The organism is Pseudomonas sp. KH_021, from assembly GCF_057838865.1.
The window spans coordinates 6,149,293-6,174,018 of record NZ_CM174477.1 but is presented as its reverse complement, the minus strand read 5'-3'; the positions used below and the strand labels follow the sequence as shown (position 1 = coordinate 6,174,018).

The window sequence follows — 24,726 nt, the reverse complement described above, 5'->3', positions numbered from 1 at the left end:
TGCCCCTGTTCCAGGGTGCTGAGTTGACCACCAAGAAAGCCATCACCCCAGCCTGGATGCAGGACGCGGGCAAGCCGTTGATGATCGCTCTGGAAGAGCAGAATCTGGTCGGCATGCGCGTCTCGGACAAGGGCCAGGCGCTGTTTTTCGATGCCAAGACCGGTGCCGAAATCAGCCATGCCGACCTGCCCTTGCCAGCCGGCACCACCGTGACTTCGATTGGCGCGGATCAACCGGGTAACCCCTTGGTCGTAGTCGGTCTGTCCAACGGTCAGGCGCTGGCGTTCCGTCACACCTACAAGGTCACCTATCCAGACAACAAGAAAACCATTACTCCGGCCATCGAATACCCCTATGGCCAGGAGCTGTTCACGCTGGATGAACAGGGGCGTGCACTTGAACACGTCAGCCTGAATGCCACTGATGACAACTTGGTCGTGGCCGGCTCCACCGGGTCGCACCTGCAAGTGCTGTCGTTGGCGCGTGAAGAAAACATGATGACCGGCGAGGTCACCACCGAGCAGAACCGTATCGATCTGCCGCAGATGACTGAAACGGTCAAAGCCATTTATATCGATCCGCGCCAGCAGTGGCTGTACGTGATCAACGGTCGCGCCCAGGCCGACGTATTCAGCCTGCGCGATAAAAGCTTGAACGGTCGCTATAAGCTGCTGGAAAACGGCGAGGCTGAAGTGACGGCGAGCAACCAGCTGGTCGGCGGTATCTCGTTGATCATTGGTGACTCCAAGGGTGGCCTGGCCCAGTGGTTCATGGCCCGTGACCCGGATGGCGAGCAGCGCCTCAAGCGCATTCGTGACTTCAGCATGGGCACCAGCCCGATTGTCCAGATTGATGCCGAAGAGCGCCGCAAGGGCTTCGTAGCCCTGGATGCCAGCGGCCACCTGGGCGTGTTCCACAGCACCGCGCACCGCACCCTGCTGGTCGAACCGGTCGCCGAAGGCGCTGGCATCCTGGCGCTGTCGCCACGGGCCAACCGCATCATCGTCGAAGAAGGCGGCAAGCTGCTGCCGATGACCCTGCGCAACCCGCACCCGGAAGTGTCCTGGAGCGCGCTGTGGAGCAAAGTCTGGTACGAGAACTACGACGAGCCGAAGTATGTCTGGCAGTCGACCGCCTCCAACACCGACTTCGAACCTAAGCTGAGCCTGTCGCCGCTGACCTTCGGTACCTTGAAGGCAGCCTTCTACGCCATGATCCTGGCGGCCCCGTTGGCCATCGCCGCGGCTATCTACACCGCCTACTTCATGGCCCCGGGCATGCGCCGCAAGGTCAAGCCGGTCATCGAATTGATGGAAGCGATGCCGACAGTGATCCTCGGGTTCTTCGCCGGCCTGTTCCTGGCGCCGTACCTGGAAGGGCACCTGCCGGGCGTGTTCAGCCTGTTCGTGATGTTGCCGGTTGGTATTCTGGTGTCCGGTTTTGCCTGGAGCCGCCTGCCTGAGTCGATTCGCCTGCGGGTGCCGGATGGTTGGGAAGCTGCAATCCTGATCCCCGTGATCCTATTCACTGGCTGGTTCGCGCTGTACATGAGCCCATTCCTGGAAACCTGGTTCTTCGACGGCGACATGCGCCACTGGATTACCGCTGACCTGGGCATCACTTACGATCAACGCAACGCACTGGTCGTCGGTATCGCCATGGGTTTTGCAGTGATCCCGAACATCTACTCCATTGCCGAAGACGCCGTGTTCAGCGTGCCGCGCAGCCTGACTCTGGGTTCGCTGGCACTGGGCGCGACACCTTGGCAGACCCTGACCCGCGTGGTCATCCTGACGGCAAGCCCGGGTATCTTCTCGGCGCTGATGATCGGCATGGGGCGTGCGGTGGGTGAAACGATGATCGTGCTGATGGCCACCGGTAACACCCCGGTCATGGAAATGAACCTGTTCGAAGGCATGCGCACCCTGGCGGCTAACGTCGCGGTGGAAATGCCGGAATCCGAAGTGGGTGGCAGCCATTACCGCGTACTGTTCCTGGCAGCCCTGGTGCTGCTGATGTTCACCTTTGTGATGAACACCTTGGCCGAGCTGATTCGCCAGCGTCTGCGCAAGAAATACTCGTCGCTTTGATAGAAAGGTAGAGATCCGTGAAAAGGGATTCCCTGAAAGGTTGGTTCAAGAGCGGCGCTCCCGGTGTGTGGATGAGCGGTGGTGCCGTTGCCATCGCTGTGATCATGACCATCGGCCTGTTGTCGGTGATCGCCGTGCGCGGCCTCGGCCATTTCTGGCCAGCCGACTTGTTGCACGCCAGCTACACCGTGCCGGGTCAGGCAAGCCACATCGTCGTGGGCGAAGTGGTACAGAAAGAAGAAGTACCGCGTGCGCGTCTGAAGGGTGCCGGCCTGCCGGTGCCTGATGAAGGCCCGGAGTTCATGACCCGTGAGCTGATCAAGGTCGGTAACCGCGACCTTAACGGCAGTGACTTCACCTGGGTGGTGGGCGAATGGCTGACTGACCACACCAAGCCGGCCGATCTGATCGCGCTGGAGCGCCGTGAGTGGGGCAACTTCTACGGCTATCTGGTCAGCGTCAAGGAAGACGGCAAGGTCGTCGCCCAAGGCCCGGACGCCTGGGGCGAGCTGCAGTCGCGCCTCAAGCGTGCCGACCAGTTGACCGGTGAGTTGAGCAAGCTTGAGAAAAAGGATATCGGGGCCATTAACCATGGCCTGGAGCGCCTGCGCCTTCACGGTCGCAAGCTGGAACTGGACGGCAAGCTGGATGCGGCAGCCCAGGCGGATATCGAATCCGAGCGTGCCGAGCTGAACAACCGCTACAAGGCCATCGAAGAGCGCCTGAGTGGCTTGCATCAGTCGCTGAACCGCGACAGCCTGGTGGCTCGCGATGCCAACGGCAAAGAAGTCGAGATCGACCTGAGCAAGGTGGTTCACGCCTACCAGCCAAACGGCATGGGCTTTTTTACCAAGCTGGGTGTTTACTTCAGCAAGATGTGGGAGTTCCTGAGCGACGACCCGCGAGAAGCCAACACTGAAGGCGGTATCTTCCCGGCCATCTTCGGTACGGTGATGATGACCCTGATCATGGCGATCATCGTCACCCCGTTTGGTGTGCTGGCGGCGGTCTACCTGCGTGAATACGCTCGCCAAGGCCCAGTGACCCGCCTGATCCGTATTGCGGTAAACAACCTGGCTGGTGTTCCGGCGATTGTCTACGGCGTGTTTGGCCTGGGCTTCTTCGTCTACGTGCTGGGTGGCTCACTCGACCGGCTGTTCTTCCCTGAGGCGCTGCCGGCACCGACCCTGGGTACGCCAGGCTTGCTCTGGGCATCCTTGACCCTGGCACTGCTGGCAGTACCAGTAGTGATCGTCGCCACCGAAGAGGGCTTGGCGCGGATTCCTCGCACTGTCCGTGAAGGCTCGCTGGCGTTGGGTGCTACTAAGGCCGAGACGCTCTGGAAGATCGTCTTGCCGATGGCAAGCCCGGCCATGATGACCGGCATGATCCTGGCGGTGGCTCGCGCCGCCGGTGAGGTAGCGCCGCTGATGCTGGTGGGTGTGGTGAAACTGGCGCCGTCGCTGCCGCTGGATGGCAACTACCCGTACCTGCACCTGGATCAGAAGATCATGCACCTGGGCTTCCACATCTACGATGTTGGTTTCCAAAGCCCGAACGTAGAAGCGGCGCGGCCGCTGGTATACGCCACCGCGTTGCTGTTGGTGCTGGTGATCGCCACGCTCAACTTGTCGGCGGTGTGGATTCGTAACCACCTGCGCGAGAAGTACAAGGCCCTGGACCACTGATCCACGCCTGACCCCATTGAACGCGCCGCCTGGCCCTGCCGGGCGGTACGATGAAACGAATTGATAGCGTATGGAGTTTACCCATGCAGCATGAATCCCACGCCCACGGCATCAACATGTCAGCCCTGGGTCGCGACAAACAAAGCCTGCGCCTGGCCGAAGAAACCGTGGCCATCGAAGTACCGGGCCTGAGCCTGTACTACGGCGACAAGCAAGCGCTGTACGACGTCAGCCTGAACATTCCCAAGCAGCGCGTAACGGCCTTCATCGGCCCGTCGGGTTGCGGCAAGTCCACGCTGCTGCGCACCTTCAACCGTATGAACGACCTGGTGGACGGTTGCCGTGTCGAGGGCGCCATCAACCTCTATGGCAACAACATCTACCGCAAGGGTGAAGACGTGGCTGAGCTGCGTCGCCGGGTCGGCATGGTGTTCCAGAAGCCCAACCCGTTCCCCAAGACCATCTACGAAAACGTGGTCTATGGCCTGCGTATCCAGGGCATCAACAAGAAGCGCGTGCTCGACGAAGCCGTTGAGTGGGCACTCAAGGGTGCTGCGCTGTGGGACGAGGTCAAGGACCGCCTGCACGAGTCCGCGCTGGGCCTGTCGGGTGGTCAGCAGCAGCGTCTGGTGATTGCTCGCACCATTGCGGTCGAGCCTGAAGTGTTGCTGCTCGACGAACCCTGCTCGGCCCTGGACCCGATCTCGACGCTGAAGGTCGAAGAGCTGATCTATGAGCTCAAGTCCAAGTACACCATCGTCATCGTGACCCACAACATGCAACAGGCGGCGCGAGTTTCCGACTACACCGCCTTCATGTACATGGGCAAGCTGATCGAGTTTGGTGACACCGACACGCTGTTCACCAACCCGGCGAAGAAGCAGACTGAAGACTACATCACCGGTCGATACGGCTAGGCCCTGCCGACTCGATGACTGAACGCTGCGGTCGACCGCACCTCACCGGACGCTCCAAGGATTGCAAGCATGATTGACAAAGACAGCCTTACGCACCACATCTCCCAGCAGTTCAACGCAGAACTCGAGGAAGTGCGCAGCCACCTCCTGGCGATGGGAGGGCTGGTCGAGAAACAGGTCAACGACGCCGTGACCGCGCTCATCGAAGCCGACTCGGGCCTGGCCCAGCAGGTTCGGGACGTGGACGAGCAGATCAACCAGATGGAACGCAACATCGACGAAGAGTGCGTCCGCATTCTGGCCCGGCGCCAGCCGGCGGCTTCGGACTTGCGCTTGATCATCAGCATTTCCAAGTCGGTGATCGACCTGGAGCGTATTGGTGATGAATCGACCAAGATCGCTCGTCGTGCCATTCAGCTGTGTGAAGAGGGCGAGTCGCCGCGCGGTTATGTCGAAGTACGACACATCGGCGATCAGGTGCGCAGCATGGTTCGCGATGCGCTGGATGCTTTTGCCCGCTTCGACGCAGAGCTGGCCTTGTCGGTGGCCCAATACGACAAGAACATCGACCGCGAATACAAGACCGCCCTGCGTGAGCTGGTCACCTACATGATGGAAGACCCGCGCTCGATCTCCCGCGTGCTGAGCGTGATCTGGGCCCTGCGCTCGCTGGAGCGTATTGGCGACCATGCGCGCAACATCGCGGAGCTGGTGATTTATCTGGTGCGCGGTACTGACGTTCGCCATCTGGGCCTGAAACGAATGCAGCAGGAAGTGCAGGGCACTGCCCCCGAAAGCGCTAATGTTTTGGGTGACGTGGACGATAAGTAAGATTGCCCCAGTACAAACGCCCGGCCTTTGCCGGGCGTTTTTGTTTGTGGCACCCAAGCAAGGTAGCCGCGAACCGTTAAAAGTCCCGGCGTGACTCAGGTATTGGCACAAGGCCATCAGCCAGCGCTATGCTTGCCGGGATTTCTAAGGAGGGGTGGATGAGTAAAGTCAGCGTGCTGGTTGTGGATGATGCGCTGTTCATCCGTGACCTGGTGAAGAAGTGCCTGCGCAACTATTTCCCGGGGATGGTCATTGCAGATGCAATCAACGGTCGCAAGGCCCAAGTGCTGCTGCAAAGCCAGAAGTTCGACCTGGTACTGTGTGACTGGGAAATGCCGGAAATGTCGGGCCTGGAGCTGCTGAGCTGGTGCCGCTCCCAGGACGAGCACAAGGCGCTGCCGTTCATCATGGTGACCAGCCGCGGCGACAAGGAGAACGTGGTGCAGGCCATCCAGGCCGGCGTCTCCGACTTTATCGGCAAGCCATTCACCAATGAGCAGCTGCTGACCAAAGTGCAGAAGGCCCTGGGCAAGACCGGCAAGCTTGAAGCTGTGCAGGCCAGCATCGCACCGACACGAGTGCCCCCGGCGTTTGCCAATGACTCATTGAGCGCCTTGACCGGTGGCAAGGCCGAGACGCTCAAGCCCACGCCAGCACCTGCTACCAAGCCGTTGATCAACCCTGCGGCCAGGCCAGCAACGCAGCAGGCACCCACCGGACGTGGCCAGGGCCAGTTGCGCCTGTCCAGTGGCATCCAGCAGTGCATCATCAAGGCACTGAGCCTCAAGGAAGCGTTGTTGGTGGTGCGTCGCGGCGAAGTGTTGCCGCAAGTGCTCGAAGGTGCCGTGCTGGATCTGGAGCAGGGCGAAAATGCGGAAGTGGCGCGTCTTAATGGCTACCTGCATGCTATCGCGGCCTATGAGCCCAAACCCGATAGCGACTGGCTGCAGCTGACGTTCCGGTTTGTCGACCAGGACGCACAAAAACTCGACTACCTGTCGCGCCTGATTGCCCGGGGAGCAGTGTTAAAGCATTTTGTGCCGGGTGCATGAACAGACATTGATCTCATTCGTGACCACACCCCACTGTAGGAGCTAGGCTTGCCGGTGTGCCGGACCACTGCGATGGCCGCACCGCGGTATATCAGTCAAACCGCGGTGCGTTCATCGCGGCTAAAGCCGGCTCCTACCAGGCCTTTTGTAGGAGCCAGCCTTGCAGGCTGTGTGAAAACTCAAAATTTGGTTGATTTAGGGGGTACTTGACCCCCTCTCGACTAGTCGATCGTCGCGTGTACGCGATTACAGGAGGTCGTTTTTTGAGTGGGTCGACTTTTGTCGGAGTTTTCACACAGCCTGCTTGGCTGCGATGGCCATAGGTATCTACACATCTTTTGGTGTACTGCATTTCGTAGCAGTGGACGAGTAGAACGAGGCCACGTCCGGCTGCGCAGCAGTCGTAAAACCTGGCACTTCAGTATTCAGATACACCGCGAGTACAGGCTTTGCGAGGACTACGTCCCCGGACCTGGCCTCGCTGAACTCGTCTACTGCTACGAATGTAGCCGCTGACGAGGTACGAGGCTGCGATCGGCAGCGAAGCGGCCGTAAAACCTGAGACCGTAATCCATCAGGCACACCGAAGGGCCTGAATTTACGACGGCTTCGCTGCCGATCGCAGCCTCGTACCTCGGCAGCGGCTACAAGAGCCGCGCTGCCCCAGAATTGTGTAGATACCTATGCTGCGATGGCCGCACCGCGGTGATCCGGCATTCCACGGTCCGGCATTCCGGTAATGAAACCCCACAGATGCGCGCCCACCCAGCAACTGCTAGGCTTCCCCGCAGTCCAATTTGCCAGAAACCGCTACCCATGCTCGCGCGATCCTTGCTTCTCTGTGGTCTTGTCATGGCCTCCGGCTCGACTGCGGCCGTGACCATTTACAAGTCCACCGATGCCAACGGCGTCGTGTCCTACTCTGACAAGCCCACCCCAGGTGCGTGGGTGTTCGTGTTTCGTGATCAGATGGCCGAGCATCTGGAAACCCAGGTGCAGCTCGATATCCAGAAACGCAGCGGTGTGACCTCGTTTGTGGTGCGTAACGAGTTGTTCGCCCCGGTAGAAGTCGAGCTCAAGCTCAATGGGGTGAGTAATGCCCGCACCACACCCCCCAAACTGATGCGCCAGGTGGTGCCGGCGCGCTCCAGCATCACCCTGGCCTCGCTGGCAGCCAAGGCGCCAGGCCAATCGCCACGCTATACCCATGCCTTCCGCTACGCCCTGGGTGACCCCTCCGTGCGGCCCAGGGCCTATCGCTACCCATTGCCATGGACGGGCGGGCCCTTCCAACTGACCCAGGGTGCCAATGGCCAATACAGCCATTTCGGTCCCAAGGGCCGTTATGCAATGGATATCGCCATGCCTGAAGGCACGCCGATCATCGCGGCGCGCTCAGGCATGGTGGTGAAGATCGAGAACAACCAGTCCGGGCGCGGTACTGACCCGTCAGGCAATTTCGTGCGGGTGTTGCATGACGACGGCACCATGGGCGTGTATTTGCACCTGATGCAGGGCTCGGTAGTGGTTCGCGAGGGCCAGCGGGTGGGACTTGGGATGGCATTGGCGCGTTCGGGCAATACCGGCAACAGCACCGGCCCGCATTTGCATTTTGTGATTCAACGTAATGTCGGGCTGGCGCTTGAGTCGATTCCGTACCAGTTCAATCAACCGGTCGGCCGCCTGCCCAACTTTGCTGTGGGCGGGCAATGATAAAGCTGCTCAATCGAGCTTGAGCACCTTGGCCAGCACGATCTTGGGGCCTTTCATCTTCTTGATGATGATGCGCAGGCCTTCGACTTCCAGCACTTCTTCTTCTTCAGGCACCCGCTTGAGGGTTTCGTAGATCAGGCCCGCAAGGGTTTCAGCCTCGATGTGGTCCAGGTCGATACCCAGCAGCCGCTCCACCTTGAACAAGGGCGTATCGCCGCGCACCAGCAGTTTGCCGGGCTGGTAGGCCAGGATGCCGCGCTCGGCCTTGCGATGTTCGTCCTGGATATCGCCCACCAGCACTTCCAGCACGTCTTCCATGGTCAGGTAGCCGATCACCTTGCCATCGGCTTCCTCCACCAGCGCAAAGTGCGCGCCGCCCTTGCGGAACTGCTCCAGCAGGCGCGACAACGGCATATGCTTGGACACCCGCTCCAGCGGTCGGGTCAGTTCGGCCAGGTTGAAGGACTCCGGTACATGTTCCAGCGCTGCCAGCTCCAGCAGCAGGTCCTTGATGTGCAACAGGCCTACATACTCGCCGCGCTCCGAGTCATAGACCGGATAGCGGCTGAATTTGTGGCGGCGAAACATCGCCAGGATTTCCTTGAGCGGGGCATTGAATTCAAGGCTGACCAGGTCTTCCTTGGAGTTGGCCCAGTCGACCACTTCCAGTTCGCCCATCTCGACCGCCGAGGCCAGCACGCGCATGCCCTGATCGCTCGGGTCCTGGCCACGGCTGGAGTGCAGGATCAACTTGAGTTCTTCACGGCTGTAGTGGTGTTCGTGATGAGGGCCGGGCTCGCCCTGGCCGGCGATTCGCAGGATGGCGTTGGCGCTGGCGTTGAGCAGGTAGATGGCCGGGTACATGACCCAATAGAACAGGTACAGCGGCACAGCGGTCCAGAGCGACAACAGTTCTGGCTTGCGGATCGCCCAAGACTTGGGCGCCAGCTCTCCGACCACGATGTGCAAGTAAGAAATCACAAAGAAGGCGCTGAAAAACGAAACGCCCTTGATGACTTCCGGCGACTGCACACCGAAAGCAGCCAGCAGCGGTTCCAGCAGGTGGGCGAAGGCCGGCTCACCGACCCAACCCAGGCCTAGGGAGGCGAGGGTGATACCCAGCTGACAGGCGGACAGGTAGGCGTCCAGTTGGTTGTGTACGGTGCGCAGGATCTGGCCGCGCCAGCCGTGTTGCTCGGCGATGGATTCAACGCGCGTGGAGCGCAGTTTGACCATGGCGAACTCGGCGGCTACGAAAAAGCCGTTGAGCAGCACCAGCAGCAGAGCAAAAAGAATCATGCCGAAGTCGGCGAACAGTGAAGCGAGGTTAAAGCCTGGGGAAGGGTCCATGATGGAGTTTTACGGGTTCCGTCTTTGAAAATGGGGACTGTGGCGTGCCTGAAATGCAGGCGCAAGTCAGGCAATGTAGCGGCTGCGCGACCGATTGCCTAGTCGCGAACGCCGCTGGCGGTATCGGCCGACAGCCGGGAGACGGTCTGTATCGGGGCGAAATGGCAGGTGAAGGTGCTGCCATGGCCGGGCACGCTGCTGATTTCCAGGCGGGCGCGGTGGCGCATCAGCACGTGCTTGACGATCGCAAGGCCCAGGCCGGTACCGCCGGTGTTGGAAGCACGACTGGCGTCGACCCGGTAGAAGCGTTCGGTCAGGCGCGGAATGTGCTTGGGATCGATACCGATGCCCGAATCCTGGACGCTCAAGTAGGCGCCACGCTCATCGCCCCACCAGCGAATGCGGATCTGGCCATTGTCCTGGGTGTATTTGACAGCATTGAAGACCAAGTTGGAAAACGCACTGCGCAGTTCCGCTTCGCTGCCCTTCAAGCACAGGCTGGCGTCGGCTTCCAGGGTGATCGTCTGGTTGCGAGGCCCCGACAGCGCCCGCGCATCGCCCTGGATCGACTGCAGCAGTTCGTTCACCCTTACCGGCAAGTTGTCGGCCGGGTAATCGGTGGCTTCGAGCTTGGCCAACAGCAGCAAGTCGTTGAGCAAGGTTTGCATGCGCCCGCCTTGCTGGTGCATCTGCTGCAAGGCACGGACCCAGCGTGGATTAACGTCTTCGACGTTATCGAGCAGGGTTTCCAGATAGCCGGCAATCACGGTCAGTGGCGTGCGCAGCTCGTGGGAGACGTTGGCGACGAAATCCTTGCGCATCTGTTCAAGCTGATGAATGCGCGTGACATCGCGCACCAGCATCAGGTGCTCGTTATTGCCGTAGCGGGTAATCAGAAATTGCACGCGCACGTGGTCGTTGATGGGCGAAGGAATTTCCAGCGGCTCGTGGTAGTTGCCAACGTCGAAATATTCTTTGAAACGCGGGTGGCGTACCAGGTTGCTAATGGGCTGGCCACTGTCTTGCGGAGTCTTGAGACCCAGAAGGGTCTCGGCGGCGCGGTTCCACCACTCAAGGTTGCCTTCGCTGTCGAGCATGATCACGGCATCGCGCAAGGCAGCGGTGGACTCCTGCACCCGGTCAATTACCGCTTGCAAGCGCCCGCGCACACGCTGGTCGCGGCGTTGCAGGTGGTAGATGCTGTCGAACACCTCGCCCCACAGGCCATAGCCATCCGGCGGAGCCTCGTCGGGGGTGTGCAGCCGCAGCCAATCGTGCAAGCGCAGCAGTTGCTTGAGGGTCCAGCCCAAGTACAAGCCAAAGCCCAAGGCCAGGCTTGCACCGTAGTAACCGCTTACCAATCCTGCCAGCAGGCAGACAGTCAGCAGAAGCAGCAGGTGGCGGATAAGGGTGCCATGCCAGTTCTGGTTCAATTAACGACGCGTCCTTTCGTGTCTGGTCAATCGGGGGTCAGCTTTTGGTCGAGAACCGGTAGCCGGTGCCGCGAACAGTCTGTACCAGGTTTTCATAGGCTTCTCCGAGGGCCTTGCGCAGGCGGCGGATATGCACATCGACAGTGCGTTCTTCCACATACACATTGCCGCCCCAGACCTGATCGAGCAATTGGCCCCGAGTGTAGGCACGCTCCTGGTGGGTCATGAAGAACTGCAGCAAGCGGTATTCGGTGGGGCCCATTTCGGCGGGTTTGCCGTCGATGGTCACCCGGTGGCTGATCGGGTCCAGCAGCAAGCCGCCGACTTCGATCGGGGCCTCGCCATCGCTTGGCCCGGCGCGACGCAATACGGCCTTCAGGCGTGCGACCAGCTCGCGTGGGGAAAACGGCTTGGTGATGTAGTCATCGGCGCCGACTTCCAGGCCCTGGATCTTGTTGTCCTCTTCGCCTTTGGCGGTCAGCATGATGATCGGGATATCACCGGTCAGCTCATCACGCTTCAGACGACGGGCCAGCTCGATGCCGGACGTGCCAGGCAGCATCCAGTCGAGCAGGATCAAGTCCGGCTTGCGGTCAACGATGATGGCATGGGCTTGCTGAGAGTTCTCAGCCTCCAGGCAATCATAGCCGGCCATTTCCAATGCAACGGCGATCATCTCGCGAATAGGCGCTTCGTCGTCGACGATCAGAATGTTTCTGCCAACCATGCTCCTACCCTCATGCCTTTAAGTGTCTTGGCCCGCATTAGATAACGGTATTATTGCAGTCGTGTGACAGGTCGGGGGAGGTTCTAGCAACATTCGGTTACTGAGCTAGGCTATATTCCTCTCTCCAAGAACAAGAGGTGGTTCCAATGACACGTCATACGCTGAACTGGATGGCCCTGTTTGCTGTAGCTGCGCTGGCATTGCCAGGTGTGGCGTCGGCGGCCGATCCTGCCATGGAAAAAAATGGCATTTTCGCCGATCACGCTGGCATGACACTTTATACCTTCGACAAGGACTCCGCTGGCAAGTCGATGTGTAACGACGAATGCGCCAAGAATTGGCCTCCACTGATGGTCAAAGGGGGCGATGAAAAAGGGAACGGCAAGTGGACACAGATCAAGCGTGACGACGGCACGATGCAGTGGGCCTACGACGGCAAGCCGCTCTACACCTTCGTCAAGGACGAGAAAGCCGGTGACATGAAAGGCGAAGGGATGAAAGACGTCTGGCACGTCGCCAAGCCCTAACGCCTGCGGGCGGTGTTGGCCGCCCCCAGAGGGCGGTCAACGCAAGGCGTAATCCAGCGCGATCCCCGTGAATATCAGCAGTCCCGCCCAGTGGTTGTGCAGGAATGCCCGGAAACACGCCATGCGCTCGCGCTCGCGGGTGTACCAGTATTCCCACGCAAAGCACATTGCAGCGCCCAGCAAGCCCAGATGGAACCACAGACCCAGGTTAAAACGCGCACCCGCCAGTAGCAGGCAGCCCAGCGCCAGTGCCTGGAGAATGACGATGATCAGCCGATCCGAATCCCCAAACAAAATCGCAGTGGATTTGACCCCGATTTTCAGGTCGTCATCCCGGTCGGTCATGGCGTAGTAAGTGTCGTAGGCCACGGTCCAAAGCAGGTTGGCGATGTACAGCAGCCATGCCGCCGCCGGCAGGTTGCCGGTTTCGGCCGTGAAGGCCATCGGCATTCCCCAGGAAAACGCTGCGCCCAACACCACCTGTGGGTAATAGGTGTAGCGCTTCATGAACGGATAGGTGGCCGCCAGTGCCAGGCCGCCGAACGATAGCCAGACAGTGGTGGCGTTGGTGCACAGCACCAGCAGGAAGCTGGCACAGACGAGTACCGCGAAGAATACCAGCGCCTCTCGCGAACTGATCCTGCCCGCGGGCATCGGTCTTTGCTCAGTACGCTTGACGTGGCCATCGACCTTGCGGTCGGCAAAATCGTTGATCACGCAACCGGCAGCGCGCATCAACACCACGCCGGTTATAAAAATGAAGACGTTGGCCAGTGAAGGCGCACCTTCGCCGGCAATCCACAGCGCCCAAAGCGTTGGCCAGAGCAACAGATAAATGCCAATGGGCTTGTCCATCCGCGTCAGCTGGACGAAATCCCAGGCCCGCGGGTTCAGGTGATTCAAGGATTTGAGCAGGCTCTGGTACATCAATGATTCTCCCTGGGTAGTTGGGCGGCTTGCCATAGCGTGGGCAGGAACACTTCGGCTACCAGCAGGCTCAAGCCATCGCGGTCAAAGCGCGAGCGGCGCCCCCAAAGGCCCTCGTTTGTTATCTCCCCCGGCAGCCAGGCGGCGGGATAAAGGCAGACTTCAATAGGCTGGCGTGTGAAGGCCTGATCGCAAAACAGCAATTCGCCGAGCGAACGGCTGCCCAGTTGATCCATGTGCAACCCTCCCTGCTCCAATGCTGCTCGTGCGGCCACGCTGCGGGCGAATACCCAGGGCTCGCCATGGCCACGCAAAAAGACTTCGCGCACCCAGCCTAAGCAGCCGGGGGCCAGATTCAGCGCCACGCATTCGTCGTCGCGCAGCGGCTGCCAGCCCTCAAGCACAGGTGTCACACTGAAGTGATCGGCGGATAATTGGGTCAGGCGTCGAGTGAGCGAGCCTTGGTCGAACAGCCAGTCGAGGGTGACCGGCGCCAACGGCGTCACCAGCCGAGACTGCGTCAGCCATAGCGGCGCGGTAATCAGAGAGATGTCGTGCGGCACGGTAGTCATGGATGCTAGCCAGAGAGGCGGCGAGCTTAGCATGTTTGAGCGCCGTCGATTGAGCACGCGGCTTGCATCCCCGCCCGCACATCAGTACAAAACCCGCTGCGCAGGTCGGCATGCTGATCAACGATCGACTGCGACAACGTTTGAGCCTTGAGGAACCCGGTAATGAAGAAGTGGCAGTGTGTGGTATGTGGCCTGATTTACAACGAGGCCGACGGCTGGCCGGACGACGGCATCGCGCCGGGCACGCTGTGGCAGGATGTGCCAGAAGACTGGCTGTGCCCTGATTGCGGTGTCGGCAAAATGGATTTCGAAATGATCGAAATCGCCTGAATCAATTAAACAAGGAAATGTGTGAATGACTGCACCTGTCGTGATCGTGGGCACGGGCCTGGCTGGCTACAACTTGGCTCGGGAGTTTCGCAAGCTCGATGGCGAAACGCCGTTGCTGCTCATCAGCGCCGACGACGGTCGTTCCTATTCCAAACCGATGCTGTCCACAGGCTTCGGCAAGAACAAGGATGCCGACGGCCTGAGCATGGCCGAGCCTGGCGCCATGGCTGACCAGCTCAAGGCTGAAATCCGCACCCATACACGCATCAGCGGAATCGATCCTGGCCACAAGCGACTCTGGGTCGGCGAAGAAGAAGTGCTGTATCGCGACCTGGTATTGGCCTGGGGGGCCCAGACCGTGCAGGTGCCTGTTGAGGGCGATGCCTGTGATGCGATCTACCCGATCAATGACCTGGAAGACTACGCGCGCTTTCGTGCAGCCGCACAAGGCAAGCGCAAAGTCCTGCTGCTTGGCGCCGGCCTGATAGGCTGCGAATTTGCCAATGACCTGATGCTGGGTGGCTATGAAGTCGAGCTTGTCGCCCCTTGCGAGCAGGTCATGCCGACGTTGCTCCACCCTGCGGCGGCGGCTGCTGTTCAAGCGGGCCTTGAGGGACTGGGTGCGCGTTTCCACCTGGGCCCCGTGCTGGCTCGCCTGCAACGCTCGGCAGAAGGCCTGGAGGCTCACTTGTCTGACGGCACCACGATTGCCTGTGATCTGGTGGTGTCAGCCATTGGCCTGCGCCCGCGGGTCGACCTGGCGGCTGCGGCAGGCCTGGAAGTCAACCGGGGTGTTGTCGTCGATCGTCAATTGAAGACATCCCACGCCAACATCTTTGCCTTGGGCGACTGCGCCGAAGTCGAGGGGCTCAACCTGTTGTATGTGATGCCGCTCATGAGTTGCGCCCGCGCCCTGGCACAAACCCTGGCCGGCACGCCGACTGAAGTCAAATACGGACCGATGCCGATCACGGTGAAGACTCCGGTGTGCCCCTTGGTTGTGTCACCACCGCCACGAGGCACCGAAGGCATTTGGAGCGTGGAAGGCCAGGGTGCCGACATCAAGGTGCTATGCCGGGACGCAGAGGGTTCCTTGCTCGGCTATGCCCTGACAGGCGCGGCGGTGAGCGAGAAGCTGGCATTGAACAAGCAGTTGCCGCCGCTGCTGGCGTGAATAAAGGCCTTTCTGTCGGATTCAGCCAGGTTTTGTCCCCACAAAGGTCGTGTTAAGACTGGCGCACCCCTTGGGGGCGTGCCATTCTCATTCCCGTCTGCCGCAGCTTAGAGCCTGCGGCGCCTTGGGCGCTGTTCAGCGAACAGCACGGACATAACAACAAAAAACCCGTCAAAGAGGCTTCACTATGCGTAAACCAGAACTCGCAGCCGCTATCGCAGAAAAAGCGGATCTGACGAAAGAGCAGGCCAATCGCGTCCTCAACGCAGTACTCGAAGAAATCACCAATGCCCTTCACAAGAAGGACAGCGTCACACTCGTCGGGTTTGGTACCTTCCTGCCACGTCATCGCGGTGCCCGCACTGGCAAGAACCCGCAGACGGGCGAGCCAGTCAAGATCAAGGCCAGCAATACGGTTGCGTTCAAACCGGGCAAGTTCCTCAAAGACAGCGTCAATCCGTAAGTACCGTCGCGACCTTCTTTATATCGCATGAAAAAATGGGCATTGCTTTCAAAGCACTGCCCATTTTTTATGACTGGATAGTCTGATTGTGTACGCGAAAACGGTGTGAACGTCCGACAACAGGTTGGAAAAATCTAGCTTTAACCCGTTACACTGCGCCGCAGAATTATTCTCTCCGAGGCGCCTACATGAAGTTTCGCTTTCTCCTCTGGGCCATGGGGCTGTTGATGGCCAAGGCCAGTCGCAGCAACCCGGCTTTCCAACAGCAGCTCACCGACAAGAACCTGGTGTTCCAACTGCAAACGCTCGATGGCAAGGTCGCGCGCCATTTCATCGTCAAGGACATGCGTATCACCAGCAAAGGCGGCACGGTGGCGGAACCGGCGTTCGCCATTGCCTTCAAGGATGCAGCCTTCGGTTTCCAGACCTTACAGGCCAAGAACAAGCAGCTTGCCTTCATGCAGGGGATTCAAGACAAGACCATCCAGATCAAGGGCAACCCGGCGCTGGTGATCTGGTTCCAGGGGATGACGAAATACCTGAAACCCAAGGCGCTGTAGGAGCAAGGCTTGCCTGCGATGAATTCACCGCGCTGTAATTACATGGACTCGCCCCAACCGAGGCGTCTATGCGCCACGGTGGCATCTATAAAGAAGCCAACGACAGCGAGGGCGAGCCCATGAAAAAGCATACGACCAACAATCACTCTTTGTCTTCAGCCGACCTAGCAACCTGTTCGACCGTCTCGGTAGATCTTGCCAAGAGGGTCTTCCAGGTGGCCGGGGAAAACGCCCTGGGCCAAGTGGTGTACGAGGACCGAATCAAATCGCGCGAAGCCTTCCAGGCGTTTCTTCGCCAACTGCCCATGAGCGTCATGGTGCTGATGGAAACAGGCCCAGGCGCTCAGGCATGGGCGCGGTTGCTGCAGGCCCAAGGCAACCCGGTGCGGATCCTGCCTGCGCAGCATGTGGCCGATCATCGCAGCGGGCCGAAGAATGATCGCAACGATGCACATGCGATCTTGCGGGCGGGTCGAGATAGTCGGATTGTCTCAGTGCCGGTCAAAAGTGCCGCGGCGCTGGCCATGCAGGCACTGCATCGCGCCCGCCAGGGCTATGTGCGGCGGCGCACGGCCATGGGTAATCAGATGCGTGGCTTGCTGCTCGAGCATGGCGTGGCCTTGGCGCAAGGTGAGGCGGCGATCAGCCGGGTGGTGCCGCGGATACTCGAGGATGCCACCCAGCCGCTGCCGGATCTGCTGCGCGAGCTGATTGCTGAGCTGCTCGGCGAATGGAGCCAGTTGGGCGAGCGCGTCAGCGTATTGACCGGCCGGCTGGAAACGGCTGCACAGCAGGATGAGACGGCAAAAAGGTTGATGACGGTGCGTGGCATCGGTCCGATCATCGCCACCGCGCTGCTGGCCAAGCAGGTCGAGCCTGAGCGCTTCGCCAACGCACGCCAGTTTGCCGCCTACTTTGGTTTGGTGCCCACTCAGCACAGCAGCGGACAGAAAATCCGGCTGGGCAAGATGAGCAAGCAGGGCGACGCCTACCTACGCAGCCTGGCGATCCAGGGCGCGCATGCGGTCTTGAGACAGGTGCGGCCTGATTCGGAACAACCCGATGACCGGCGCTTGCTGCGCTGGCTGTGTCGCTTGGGTCGCAAGGAAACGGCCGTCCGATTGGCCAACCGTACCCTACGCATCGTCTGGGTATTACTGAAAACCGAGCAGACCTATCGTCGCCACATGGGCAATGTCCAGGAGGCGACGATGAGTCACTGATCCACAGAGTTCTGCCACCGGGGCGTTAAAGCGCTCCAACCCTTGCTAAAGAACATTGACCCCAGGTCAGACCGTCGCGGATTGATGCCTGTGCTCCTACTGGCCCTTGAGGCCTTAACGTAATTGGCATACCGCGAGCTTATTGAATGTTGGCCAGAAGCCGATCAGGCTTCCTCGAGTAGGCCTTATACATAGATGCAGCCGGGTAGCAGTGTTCAAAAGCGGGTTGATAGTGGGGGCGAGTCCATACATAGGAGCAAGGCTTGCCTGCGATAAAATCACCGCGCTGTAGGAGCAAGGCTTGCCTGCGATAAAATCACCGCGGTCTAGAGCAGATAAACCGCGGTGCGTTCATCGCCGGCAAGCCGTGCTCCTACAGGTCAGTGGTTAAACTGCGACGCCAGGTCGCGCAGCAATGCCTCGGCCTCCAGCACCTTGCGAACCGCCTGCTCGGCCTGTTCCGTCGTCAGGCCCAAGCGCTCCAACAGCTCGTCAGGGATGCTTTCGTCAGGCCCTTCGCCCACGCCATGTTTACGCAACAAGCGCACGGCCAGGCACGTAAGGTTCGCATAGACAGCGTGCTCACCAGCATAACGGGTGTCGTGCTGGAAGCGAAGGGCGGTGGCCAGCTCTTCGGGCATATCCCAGAAGCGCATCAGCCAGGCACCGATCTGTTCACGACTGATCCCCAGCAGGTGTTGTTCCACATAGCTGTGGCACAGGTGCGGGTTGACCTCCATATGCCGGCAAATCAGCGAGAAGTGTGGCGGAAAGACGTGCGCCAGCAGCAGATAACCGAAGTTATGCAGCAGCCCTGCCAAGTAGGTCAGGCCCATTTCCGGGCGCTGGGCCCGGGGCATGGCGCGCGTCAGGCCTTCGATGGCAGCGGCCGTATAGATCGACTGATGCCAGTAGGGTGTGCTCTGCTGCGGGTGGTCCTTGGGCAAGCTCATGCTCTTGCCCATGGCCAGGCCCAGGGCCAGGTTGATGACCAAATCGAAACCCAGCACACGAACGATGGCGTCTTCAACCGAACGAATCTTGCCGGGTGCTGCGTAATAGGGTGATGCCGCCCAACTGACCACCTGCGCCGCCAAGGCCGGGTCGGTTTCGACCACATTGGTGACGTCATCGACGGACGCATTCGGGTCGACGCGCAGCTTGATGATTTTTTGTGCAGTCTGGGCCAGCGGTGGGATTTCGATGGTTTCTTCAAGACGCTTTTGTATGCGTCGCGCCGTGAACACGCTGACCGCCTGGGTGATTTCCTGGCTGTCGTCGCCAGGCCGGTCCAGGTTGGGACGAATGCTGGACAGTGGCACACCGAAGTTGGCGGCACTGGCTTTGCTGAGCATCTGCTTGTAATCGGCGCCGGCGATTTCCAGCAGCTCGCCGGGGTGACCGGCGCTGATCAGCAGCGACGGCTCGCTGAGCAGTCTTGATTCGTACAGGCAGGGTGAACCCAACAGGGCCGGCAAGCCAGGCAGCACCGAGAGTTGGTGTTTGCCAAGCAGCTTCTTGAGTTGTTCAAGCGAAGTCGCTACCAGCTTGCGCCCGGTCAGTTCTTCGAGGCGGTTGAGGTCCAGCAATTGGCTCTGTGGGAACAACACCATCAATGCGCCCACCGAATCTTCCAGAAGCACGGCCTGGACCTTGCTGCTAGCGGGCAACAGATTGGAGTCGGCCACCTCCCTGAACGGGACGCCGAGCTTTTCGAGCAGCAGGTGAGAGGCAGACGGGGCAGGGGTTGCGGCGTCCTTGGCAACTTCAGTCATGGTCTGTTTCCTTTTCCTACAGTCGAACAGTATAGCCAGCTTCGGGTATCGTTTGGGCGTGCTTACACCTGGCCGTATTGCTGGCCGTGACGCAGCCAACGTTCAAGCAATGGGCTGACATGTTCGGGCCAACGTGCCAGCAGTGCCTGAGCGGCATCGCGTACTGCAGGCAGCAGGTCTGCGTCGCGCATCAGGTCGGCCACCTTGAACTGCAACAAGCCGGTCTGGCGTGTGCCAAGCATCTCGCCCGGGCCGCGCAGCTCCAGATCCTTTTCAGCGATGACAAAACCGTCGTTGGTCTCGCGCATGATGCCCAGGCGCTGTCGACCGATCTGCGACAGCGGTGGGTGATAGAGCAATACACAGTGGCTGGCCGCGCTGCCACGCCCAACACGGCCACGAAGCTGGTGCAACTGCGCCAGGCCCAGGCGCTCGGGGTTCTCGATGATCATCAGGCTGGCATTGGGCACGTCGACACCGACCTCAATCACCGTGGTCGCCACCAGCAGTTGCAGGTTCCCCTGCTTGAACTCGGCCATCACGGCTGCTTTTTCCGCAGGCTTCATGCGCCCATGGATCAACCCGACGCTGAGCTCGCCCAAGGCGCTGGTCAGCTCTTCAAAAGACGTTTCAGCGGCCTGGCAGGTGAGCTCTTCGGATTCTTCAATCAAGGTGCAGACCCAATATGCCTGCCGGCCTTCGGCACAGGCGGCACGGACCCGCTCGATCACTTCGACACGACGGCTGTCGGCTACCAGCACGGTGTTGACGGGCGTGCGTCCCGGTGGCAGTTCGTCGAGAACCGACGTATCCAGGTCGGCATAGGCACTCATGGCCAAGGTTCGAGGTATTGGCGTCGCGGTCATGATCAACTGGTGCGGGCACAACCTGCCGCCCACGCCTTTCTGGCGCAACGCCAGGCGTTGCTGGACCCCAAAGCGGTGCTGCTCGTCGATGATCACCAGCGCCAGGTTGTGAAACTTCACTTCATCCTGGAACAGCGCGTGAGTGCCGACCACCATCGGGGCGCCTGCGGCGATCTGCTCCAGTGCGCTGACCCTGGCCTTGCCCTTGAGCTTGCCCGCGAGCCAAGCGACCTCAAGGCCCAGCGGCTCAAGCCAACGCTTGAAGGTCACAAAGTGTTGCTCGGCCAGAATCTCGGTCGGTGCCATCAGCGCAACCTGATAGCCCGCTTCCAGTGCCTGCAGGGCTGCGAGTGCCGCGACCACCGTCTTGCCAGCGCCCACATCGCCTTGCACCAGCCGCAACATCGGCTCCGGTTGGCTCAGGTCATAGGCGATTTCATTGCCCACCCGCTGCTGTGCGCCGGTGGGGTTAAAGCCCAGGTTGGCGAGGTACTGCGCCGGGAGGCGGCTGGCTTTTGCCAACACGGGCGCACGCTGGGCACGCAGGCTCTCGCGCAGGCGTTGTTGCGACAGCTGATGCGTCAGCAATTCTTCAAAGGCCAGGCGGTGTTGCGCCCAATGGTGACCCAGGGCGAGCTCCTCCACGTCGGCGTCGGCCGGTGGGTGGTGCAGGTAGCGGATCGCATCATCGAGCGGTGCCAATTGATAATCCCTGGCCAACTCTTCCGGTAGCCAGTCCGGCAGGCTACGCGGGCCGAGCATCGACAGGCTCTGCTGGCTCAACTGGCGCAGGCGTTGTTGAGTCAGGCCTTCGGTGCTGGGGTAGATCGGCGTCAGGGTTTGCTCGACGGGCGCCGGCTCATCGCCAGTCAAGGCGCGATATTCGGGATGGTAGATCTCCAGCCCCGAAGCACCGGGACGGGCTTCGCCATAGCAGCGTAAATGAGTGCCGCGCTTGAGGCCTTCCTTCTGTGCGTTGCTGAAGTGATAGAAACGCAGCGTCAGTACGCCGCTGCCGTCGCCGAGGCGCACGACCAGGCTGCGGCGCTTGCCCATCATCACGTCGGTGCCACTGACCACGCCTTCGATCACCGCATCCTGGCCGGGGCGCAACTGCCCGATGGGCACGACGCGGGTGCGGTCCTGATAGCGCATCGGCAGGTGAAACAGCACATCCTGCAGGTTTTCCAGGCCGACCTTGGCGAGCTTCTCTGCCATCGCCTCACCGACACCCTTGAGTGCCGTCACCGATACTTTGGACAGCTCAGTCATGATGCGGCTTGTTTGATAACCGGCGGCTTGGCCACCGAGCACAGGCGGATGGAGTCCGCCAGGATCTCGATCGCCTTGGGCCGCGGAAAGCTTGCACGCCAGGCAATCGCCACCGTGCGAAACGGTGTGGGAGGGCTCAATGGCCGTACTTCGATCACACCGGGGGCGTAGTGATGGCTGTCGACCGCCGACAGCGGCAGGATCGAGATACCAAGGCCCGAAGCGACCATGTGGCGGATGGTTTCCAGTGAGCTGGATTCCACGGTGGTATGCCGGGAACCGTCACCACCCTTGTTGAGGGTCGGGCAGGCTTCGAGCACCTGGTCGCGGAAGCAGTGGCCTTCACCCAGCAACAGCAGGCTCTTGTCGTTGAGCAGGCTGGAGTCGATGGTTTGCTTTTTGGTCCAGGGATGTTCGCTGGGCATCAGCACATAAAAAGGTTCATCGTAGAGGGGCAGAGTCAGCACGTCCGCTTCATTGAACGGCAGGGCGATGATCACGGCATCCAGCTCGCCATTGCGCAGTTTGTCGCGCAATACGTGGGTGAAGTTCTCTTCGATGTACAGCGGCATCTGCGGAGCAACCCGGTGCAGCTGTGGAATCAGGTGGGGAAACAGGTACGGGCCAACGGTATAGATGGCACCGACCTTGAGCGGGGCCGTCAGCTGGTTCTTGCCGGCCTGGGCCAGTTCGCGGATGCCCTGTGCCTGCTCCAGGACCTTTTGCGCCTGCGCGACGATCCCTTCACCGACCGGTGTCAGGCGAACGGCACTCTTGCTGCGTTCGAAAATCAGCACGCCGAGCTCGTCTTCGAGCTTTTTCACGCCGACCGACAACGTTGGCTGGCTGACATGACAACGCTCGGCGGCATGGCCGAAGTGTTGTTCCTGGGCGAGGGTGACGATGTAGCGCAATTCTGTGAGGGTCATAACGTGCGTCCATGAAGTTGCGGCCCCAGCATAGCGGCTGCAATCGATAGACGCACGTTATCAGCCTTGCTGACGTGTGTCAGAAACAACTGCTCAACGTTTGTCGAGCGAGTACACAAACGGTGCAACCACTTCCAGGCTGCCGTTGTTCAGCAATTCCTTGGGGGGTGGCGGCAAGGGCTGAGCCTTGCGGATCATTTCCATGGTCGCCCGATCAAGCGATGCGCTGCCCGATCCACCGGCCAGCGAGTAGGACAAGACCCTACCTTCGCCATCGACCACGAAACGCAGGCGGTTGACGCCCTGCATACCGCGACGGCGGGCGTCTTCGGGATACTTCTTGAACTTGCTCAGGTGACGCAGCAGATCACTCTGCCAGTTCGGCAAGGCGTTGCTGTTGGAGGCGACGCTCGGCGCCGGCGCGGCCGACTTCTGTACCGGTGCATTGCTCGGTGGGGTATCCACCGTTTCCTCGGCTGGGGCCTTTTCCTGTGGCGGCTCAGGCTTTTTCTCGGGCTTGGGCGGCTGTGGCTTGGCTTTAGGCGTGACCGGCTTCGCAATGGCGATTTTCGGCTTGGGCGCTTCGACCAGCTTGGGCAGCGGCGGCTCTTCGATCGGTGCGGGTGGTTGTGGCGGCGTCACCACTTTCGGTGGTGGCGGCGGCGCAGGCTCAGGCAATGGCGCCATTTCGACCATCATCGCAGCCGGCGGCAATTCGATCGCCTGGGGGGCGGACAAATTGAGAGCCAACAGGATAGCGACGGCATGGACGCCCAGCACAATGGCCAGGCTACCGCTATAACGCGTCAGATTTTGGCGCGTATTGATCATTTCTTGGCTGCCGTCTCAAGTCCAACCAGGCCGACCTTCAAGTAGCCGGATGCGCGCAAGGTGTTCATGACTTCCATCAGGTCGCCGTAATCCACGCCCTTGTCTGCCTGGAAGAAAATGGTGGTGTCCTTGTTGCCCTTGGTCTTGGCATCAAGCAGCGCGCCCAGTTGCTCGCGAGCGACCTGGTCTTCGCCCAGGTACAGGTTTTGATCGGACTTCACGCTCAGGAAGATCGGCTTCTCCGGCCTTGGCGCAGGTTTTGCGGTAGAGGCGGGCAGGTCGACCTTGATATCGACGGTAGCCAGTGGCGCTGCGACCATGAAAATGATCAGCAGCACCAGCATCACGTCGATGAACGGCGTGACGTTGATTTCGTGGTTCTCGGCGAGATCATCGCCGCCTTCATTCAGATGCAGGCCCATGAATTACCCCACTTTCACCATGTGTGCCTGGACGCTACGCTCGCCTGGCTGGTGGTCGAGGTCGCGGCTGACCAGCAGCAGGACGTGTGCCGAAGCATCAGAAACCTGGGCTTTGTAGCCGGCAATGGAGCGGGCGAAGACGTTGTAGATAACTACGGCAGGAATGGCTGCAACCAGGCCCAGGGCGGTAGCCAACAGCGCTTCGGCGATGCCAGGGGCAACGACGGCAAGGTTGGTGGTCTGGGTCTTGGCGATGCCGATAAAGCTGTTCATGATGCCCCACACGGTACCGAACAAGCCTACGAATGGCGCGGTCGAACCGATGGTGGCCAGTACGCCGGTACCGTTGCTCATATTGCGGCCGCATGCGGCAACCAGGCGTTCCAGGCGAAAGCTCACACGCTCCTTGATGCCTTCTTTCTCGCGGGCGCTGGCCGACAAGTGCATTTCTTCCAGGGCGTCATGGACCAATAAGTGAGCCAGGGTTCCCGATTGGTTGGCGGTTTCGCTGGCTTGCTTGAGGCTGCCGGCTTTTTTCAGCAAGGCGATCTCGCGACGCAGGCGACGCTTGGCACCCAGCAGCTCGAAGCCTTTGGCGATCCAGATGGTCCAGGTAATGATCGAGGCGATGGCCAGGCCAATCATGACGGTCTTCACTACCACGTCAGCATTCTGGTACATGCCCCAAGGCGACAGGTCGTGTGCCATGCCCAGGCTGTTATCTTCGACAATGGCATCATCGCCCGCGATATCAGCTTGTTCGGCGGCAACCGCTTGCATGGCATCGGCAGGCGCAGTTGCCGGAGCGACGGCTGCGGCTGGCGTGGCTGCGGTATGGGCAGGCTCTTCTGCAAAGGCGGCAGGGGTCAGTACCAAACCCAGCATCAGTGCGGCGATAGCGCGCCAGGCGCGGCCTTTGGATGCAAGCGTGGTAGGCGAAGCGGAAGATGGATTACGTGTCATGCTGGCCGGACCTGAGCAGAAGAATAAGGTGGGTGTCCTTCAAGGCCTCGTAGCGGGGCCGAGAACAAATGGGCCTGCATTATTGCAATTA

Annotated in this window: 23 protein-coding genes; 12 read left to right on the top strand and 11 right to left on the bottom strand. The window is 60.4% G+C overall.

All coding sequences use genetic code 11. The annotated features are described in order from the left end of the window. Positions 1 to 56 precede the first annotated feature (56 nt). The 6 genes from AC3IX4_RS28460 to AC3IX4_RS28435 all read left to right on the top strand — a co-directional run bounded on the left by AC3IX4_RS28460 (position 57) and on the right by AC3IX4_RS28435 (position 8,291). A complete protein-coding gene (locus AC3IX4_RS28460) occupies positions 57 to 2,090 on the top strand; it encodes an ABC transporter permease subunit (protein WP_489261387.1) in 2,034 nt (677 codons plus the stop codon). 71 nt (positions 2,091 to 2,161) lie between these two features. Next, positions 2,162 to 3,778 (top strand): phosphate ABC transporter permease PstA, encoded by a 1,617-nt coding sequence (gene pstA / locus AC3IX4_RS28455; RefSeq protein ID WP_489261386.1) that lies wholly within the window; start codon positions 2,162 to 2,164, stop codon positions 3,776 to 3,778. Positions 3,779 to 3,861: 83 nt separating this feature from the next. Then, complete coding sequence (pstB, locus tag AC3IX4_RS28450; RefSeq protein ID WP_489258614.1) at positions 3,862 to 4,695, top strand: phosphate ABC transporter ATP-binding protein PstB; 834 nt, start codon at positions 3,862 to 3,864, stop codon at positions 4,693 to 4,695. A gap of 69 nt (positions 4,696 to 4,764) precedes the next feature. Beyond that, a complete protein-coding gene (phoU, locus tag AC3IX4_RS28445; RefSeq protein WP_489258613.1) occupies positions 4,765 to 5,526 on the top strand; it encodes a phosphate signaling complex protein PhoU in 762 nt (253 codons plus the stop codon). Between the two features lie 158 nt (positions 5,527 to 5,684). After that, positions 5,685 to 6,578 carry a response regulator gene (locus tag AC3IX4_RS28440; protein WP_489258612.1) on the top strand — a complete coding sequence of 298 codons (894 nt, stop codon included), beginning with the start codon at positions 5,685 to 5,687 and terminating at the stop codon, positions 6,576 to 6,578. An 816-nt stretch (positions 6,579 to 7,394) separates the two neighbouring features. Then, positions 7,395 to 8,291, top strand: coding sequence for a peptidoglycan DD-metalloendopeptidase family protein (locus tag AC3IX4_RS28435; protein WP_489258611.1), 897 nt, complete (start codon positions 7,395 to 7,397; stop codon positions 8,289 to 8,291). Positions 8,292 to 8,300: 9 nt separating this feature from the next. On the opposite strand, the gene AC3IX4_RS28430 is transcribed toward AC3IX4_RS28435, so the two are convergent. From AC3IX4_RS28430 to phoB, 3 genes are all read right to left on the bottom strand, one after another. Further along, positions 8,301 to 9,641, bottom strand: coding sequence for a hemolysin family protein (locus tag AC3IX4_RS28430; RefSeq protein ID WP_489258610.1), 1,341 nt, complete (start codon positions 9,639 to 9,641; stop codon positions 8,301 to 8,303). A gap of 98 nt (positions 9,642 to 9,739) precedes the next feature. Beyond that, positions 9,740 to 11,074, bottom strand: a complete 1,335-nt coding sequence (gene phoR, locus AC3IX4_RS28425; protein ID WP_489258609.1) for a phosphate regulon sensor histidine kinase PhoR — start codon at positions 11,072 to 11,074, stop codon at positions 9,740 to 9,742. Between the two features lie 37 nt (positions 11,075 to 11,111). After that, a complete protein-coding gene (gene phoB, locus AC3IX4_RS28420) occupies positions 11,112 to 11,801 on the bottom strand; it encodes a phosphate regulon transcriptional regulator PhoB (RefSeq protein WP_028942483.1) in 690 nt (229 codons plus the stop codon). 146 nt (positions 11,802 to 11,947) lie between these two features. On the opposite strand from phoB, the gene AC3IX4_RS28415 reads away from it, so the two are divergent. Beyond that, on the top strand, positions 11,948 to 12,328 hold the full coding sequence (locus AC3IX4_RS28415) for a COG4315 family predicted lipoprotein (protein ID WP_489258608.1): 381 nt from the start codon (positions 11,948 to 11,950) through the stop codon (positions 12,326 to 12,328). A gap of 36 nt (positions 12,329 to 12,364) precedes the next feature. Here AC3IX4_RS28415 and ubiA read toward each other — a convergent pair whose 3' ends face one another. After that, the gene (ubiA, locus tag AC3IX4_RS28410) at positions 12,365 to 13,255 is read right to left on the bottom strand and encodes a 4-hydroxybenzoate octaprenyltransferase (protein WP_489258607.1); all 891 of its coding nucleotides are present in this window, start codon (positions 13,253 to 13,255) and stop codon (positions 12,365 to 12,367) included. Next, the gene (locus tag AC3IX4_RS28405; protein WP_489258606.1) at positions 13,255 to 13,827 is read right to left on the bottom strand and encodes a chorismate--pyruvate lyase family protein; all 573 of its coding nucleotides are present in this window, start codon (positions 13,825 to 13,827) and stop codon (positions 13,255 to 13,257) included. The genes ubiA and AC3IX4_RS28405 overlap by 1 nt, the downstream gene beginning before the upstream one ends. A 162-nt stretch (positions 13,828 to 13,989) precedes the next feature. Between AC3IX4_RS28405 and AC3IX4_RS28400 the strand changes: the two genes are divergently transcribed. The 5 genes from AC3IX4_RS28400 to AC3IX4_RS28380 all read left to right on the top strand — a co-directional run bounded on the left by AC3IX4_RS28400 (position 13,990) and on the right by AC3IX4_RS28380 (position 17,577). After that, positions 13,990 to 14,157, top strand: coding sequence for a rubredoxin (locus AC3IX4_RS28400; protein ID WP_027616797.1), 168 nt, complete (start codon positions 13,990 to 13,992; stop codon positions 14,155 to 14,157). A gap of 25 nt (positions 14,158 to 14,182) precedes the next feature. Next, positions 14,183 to 15,331 (top strand): NAD(P)/FAD-dependent oxidoreductase, encoded by a 1,149-nt coding sequence (locus AC3IX4_RS28395; RefSeq protein WP_489258605.1) that lies wholly within the window; start codon positions 14,183 to 14,185, stop codon positions 15,329 to 15,331. Positions 15,332 to 15,518: 187 nt separating this feature from the next. Continuing rightward, the gene (locus tag AC3IX4_RS28390; protein ID WP_166567940.1) at positions 15,519 to 15,794 is read left to right on the top strand and encodes an HU family DNA-binding protein; all 276 of its coding nucleotides are present in this window, start codon (positions 15,519 to 15,521) and stop codon (positions 15,792 to 15,794) included. A gap of 188 nt (positions 15,795 to 15,982) precedes the next feature. Further along, the gene (locus tag AC3IX4_RS28385) at positions 15,983 to 16,354 is read left to right on the top strand and encodes a helicase (RefSeq protein WP_489258604.1); all 372 of its coding nucleotides are present in this window, start codon (positions 15,983 to 15,985) and stop codon (positions 16,352 to 16,354) included. Between the two features lie 119 nt (positions 16,355 to 16,473). Beyond that, on the top strand, positions 16,474 to 17,577 hold the full coding sequence (locus AC3IX4_RS28380) for an IS110 family RNA-guided transposase (RefSeq protein ID WP_489261185.1): 1,104 nt from the start codon (positions 16,474 to 16,476) through the stop codon (positions 17,575 to 17,577). Between the two features lie 380 nt (positions 17,578 to 17,957). Here the strand turns inward: AC3IX4_RS28380 and AC3IX4_RS28375 are convergent, their stop codons facing one another. From AC3IX4_RS28375 to exbB, 6 genes are all read right to left on the bottom strand, one after another. Beyond that, a complete protein-coding gene (locus AC3IX4_RS28375; RefSeq protein WP_489258603.1) occupies positions 17,958 to 19,352 on the bottom strand; it encodes an aminoacyl-tRNA deacylase and HDOD domain-containing protein in 1,395 nt (464 codons plus the stop codon). Between the two features lie 62 nt (positions 19,353 to 19,414). Beyond that, a complete protein-coding gene (gene recG / locus AC3IX4_RS28370; RefSeq protein WP_489258602.1) occupies positions 19,415 to 21,490 on the bottom strand; it encodes an ATP-dependent DNA helicase RecG in 2,076 nt (691 codons plus the stop codon). Continuing rightward, positions 21,487 to 22,419 carry a hydrogen peroxide-inducible genes activator gene (locus AC3IX4_RS28365; RefSeq protein ID WP_489258601.1) on the bottom strand — a complete coding sequence of 311 codons (933 nt, stop codon included), beginning with the start codon at positions 22,417 to 22,419 and terminating at the stop codon, positions 21,487 to 21,489. The genes recG and AC3IX4_RS28365 overlap by 4 nt, the downstream gene beginning before the upstream one ends. Before the next feature lie 93 nt (positions 22,420 to 22,512). Next, entirely contained in the window at positions 22,513 to 23,250 is a 738-nt protein-coding gene (locus AC3IX4_RS28360) for an energy transducer TonB (RefSeq protein WP_489258600.1), read from the bottom strand. Beyond that, positions 23,247 to 23,672, bottom strand: a complete 426-nt coding sequence (gene exbD, locus AC3IX4_RS28355; protein ID WP_489258599.1) for a TonB system transport protein ExbD — start codon at positions 23,670 to 23,672, stop codon at positions 23,247 to 23,249. The genes AC3IX4_RS28360 and exbD overlap by 4 nt, the downstream gene beginning before the upstream one ends. Positions 23,673 to 23,675: 3 nt before the next feature. After that, positions 23,676 to 24,635, bottom strand: a complete 960-nt coding sequence (exbB, locus tag AC3IX4_RS28350) for a tonB-system energizer ExbB (RefSeq protein ID WP_489258598.1) — start codon at positions 24,633 to 24,635, stop codon at positions 23,676 to 23,678. Between the last annotated feature and the right edge of the window lie 91 nt (positions 24,636 to 24,726).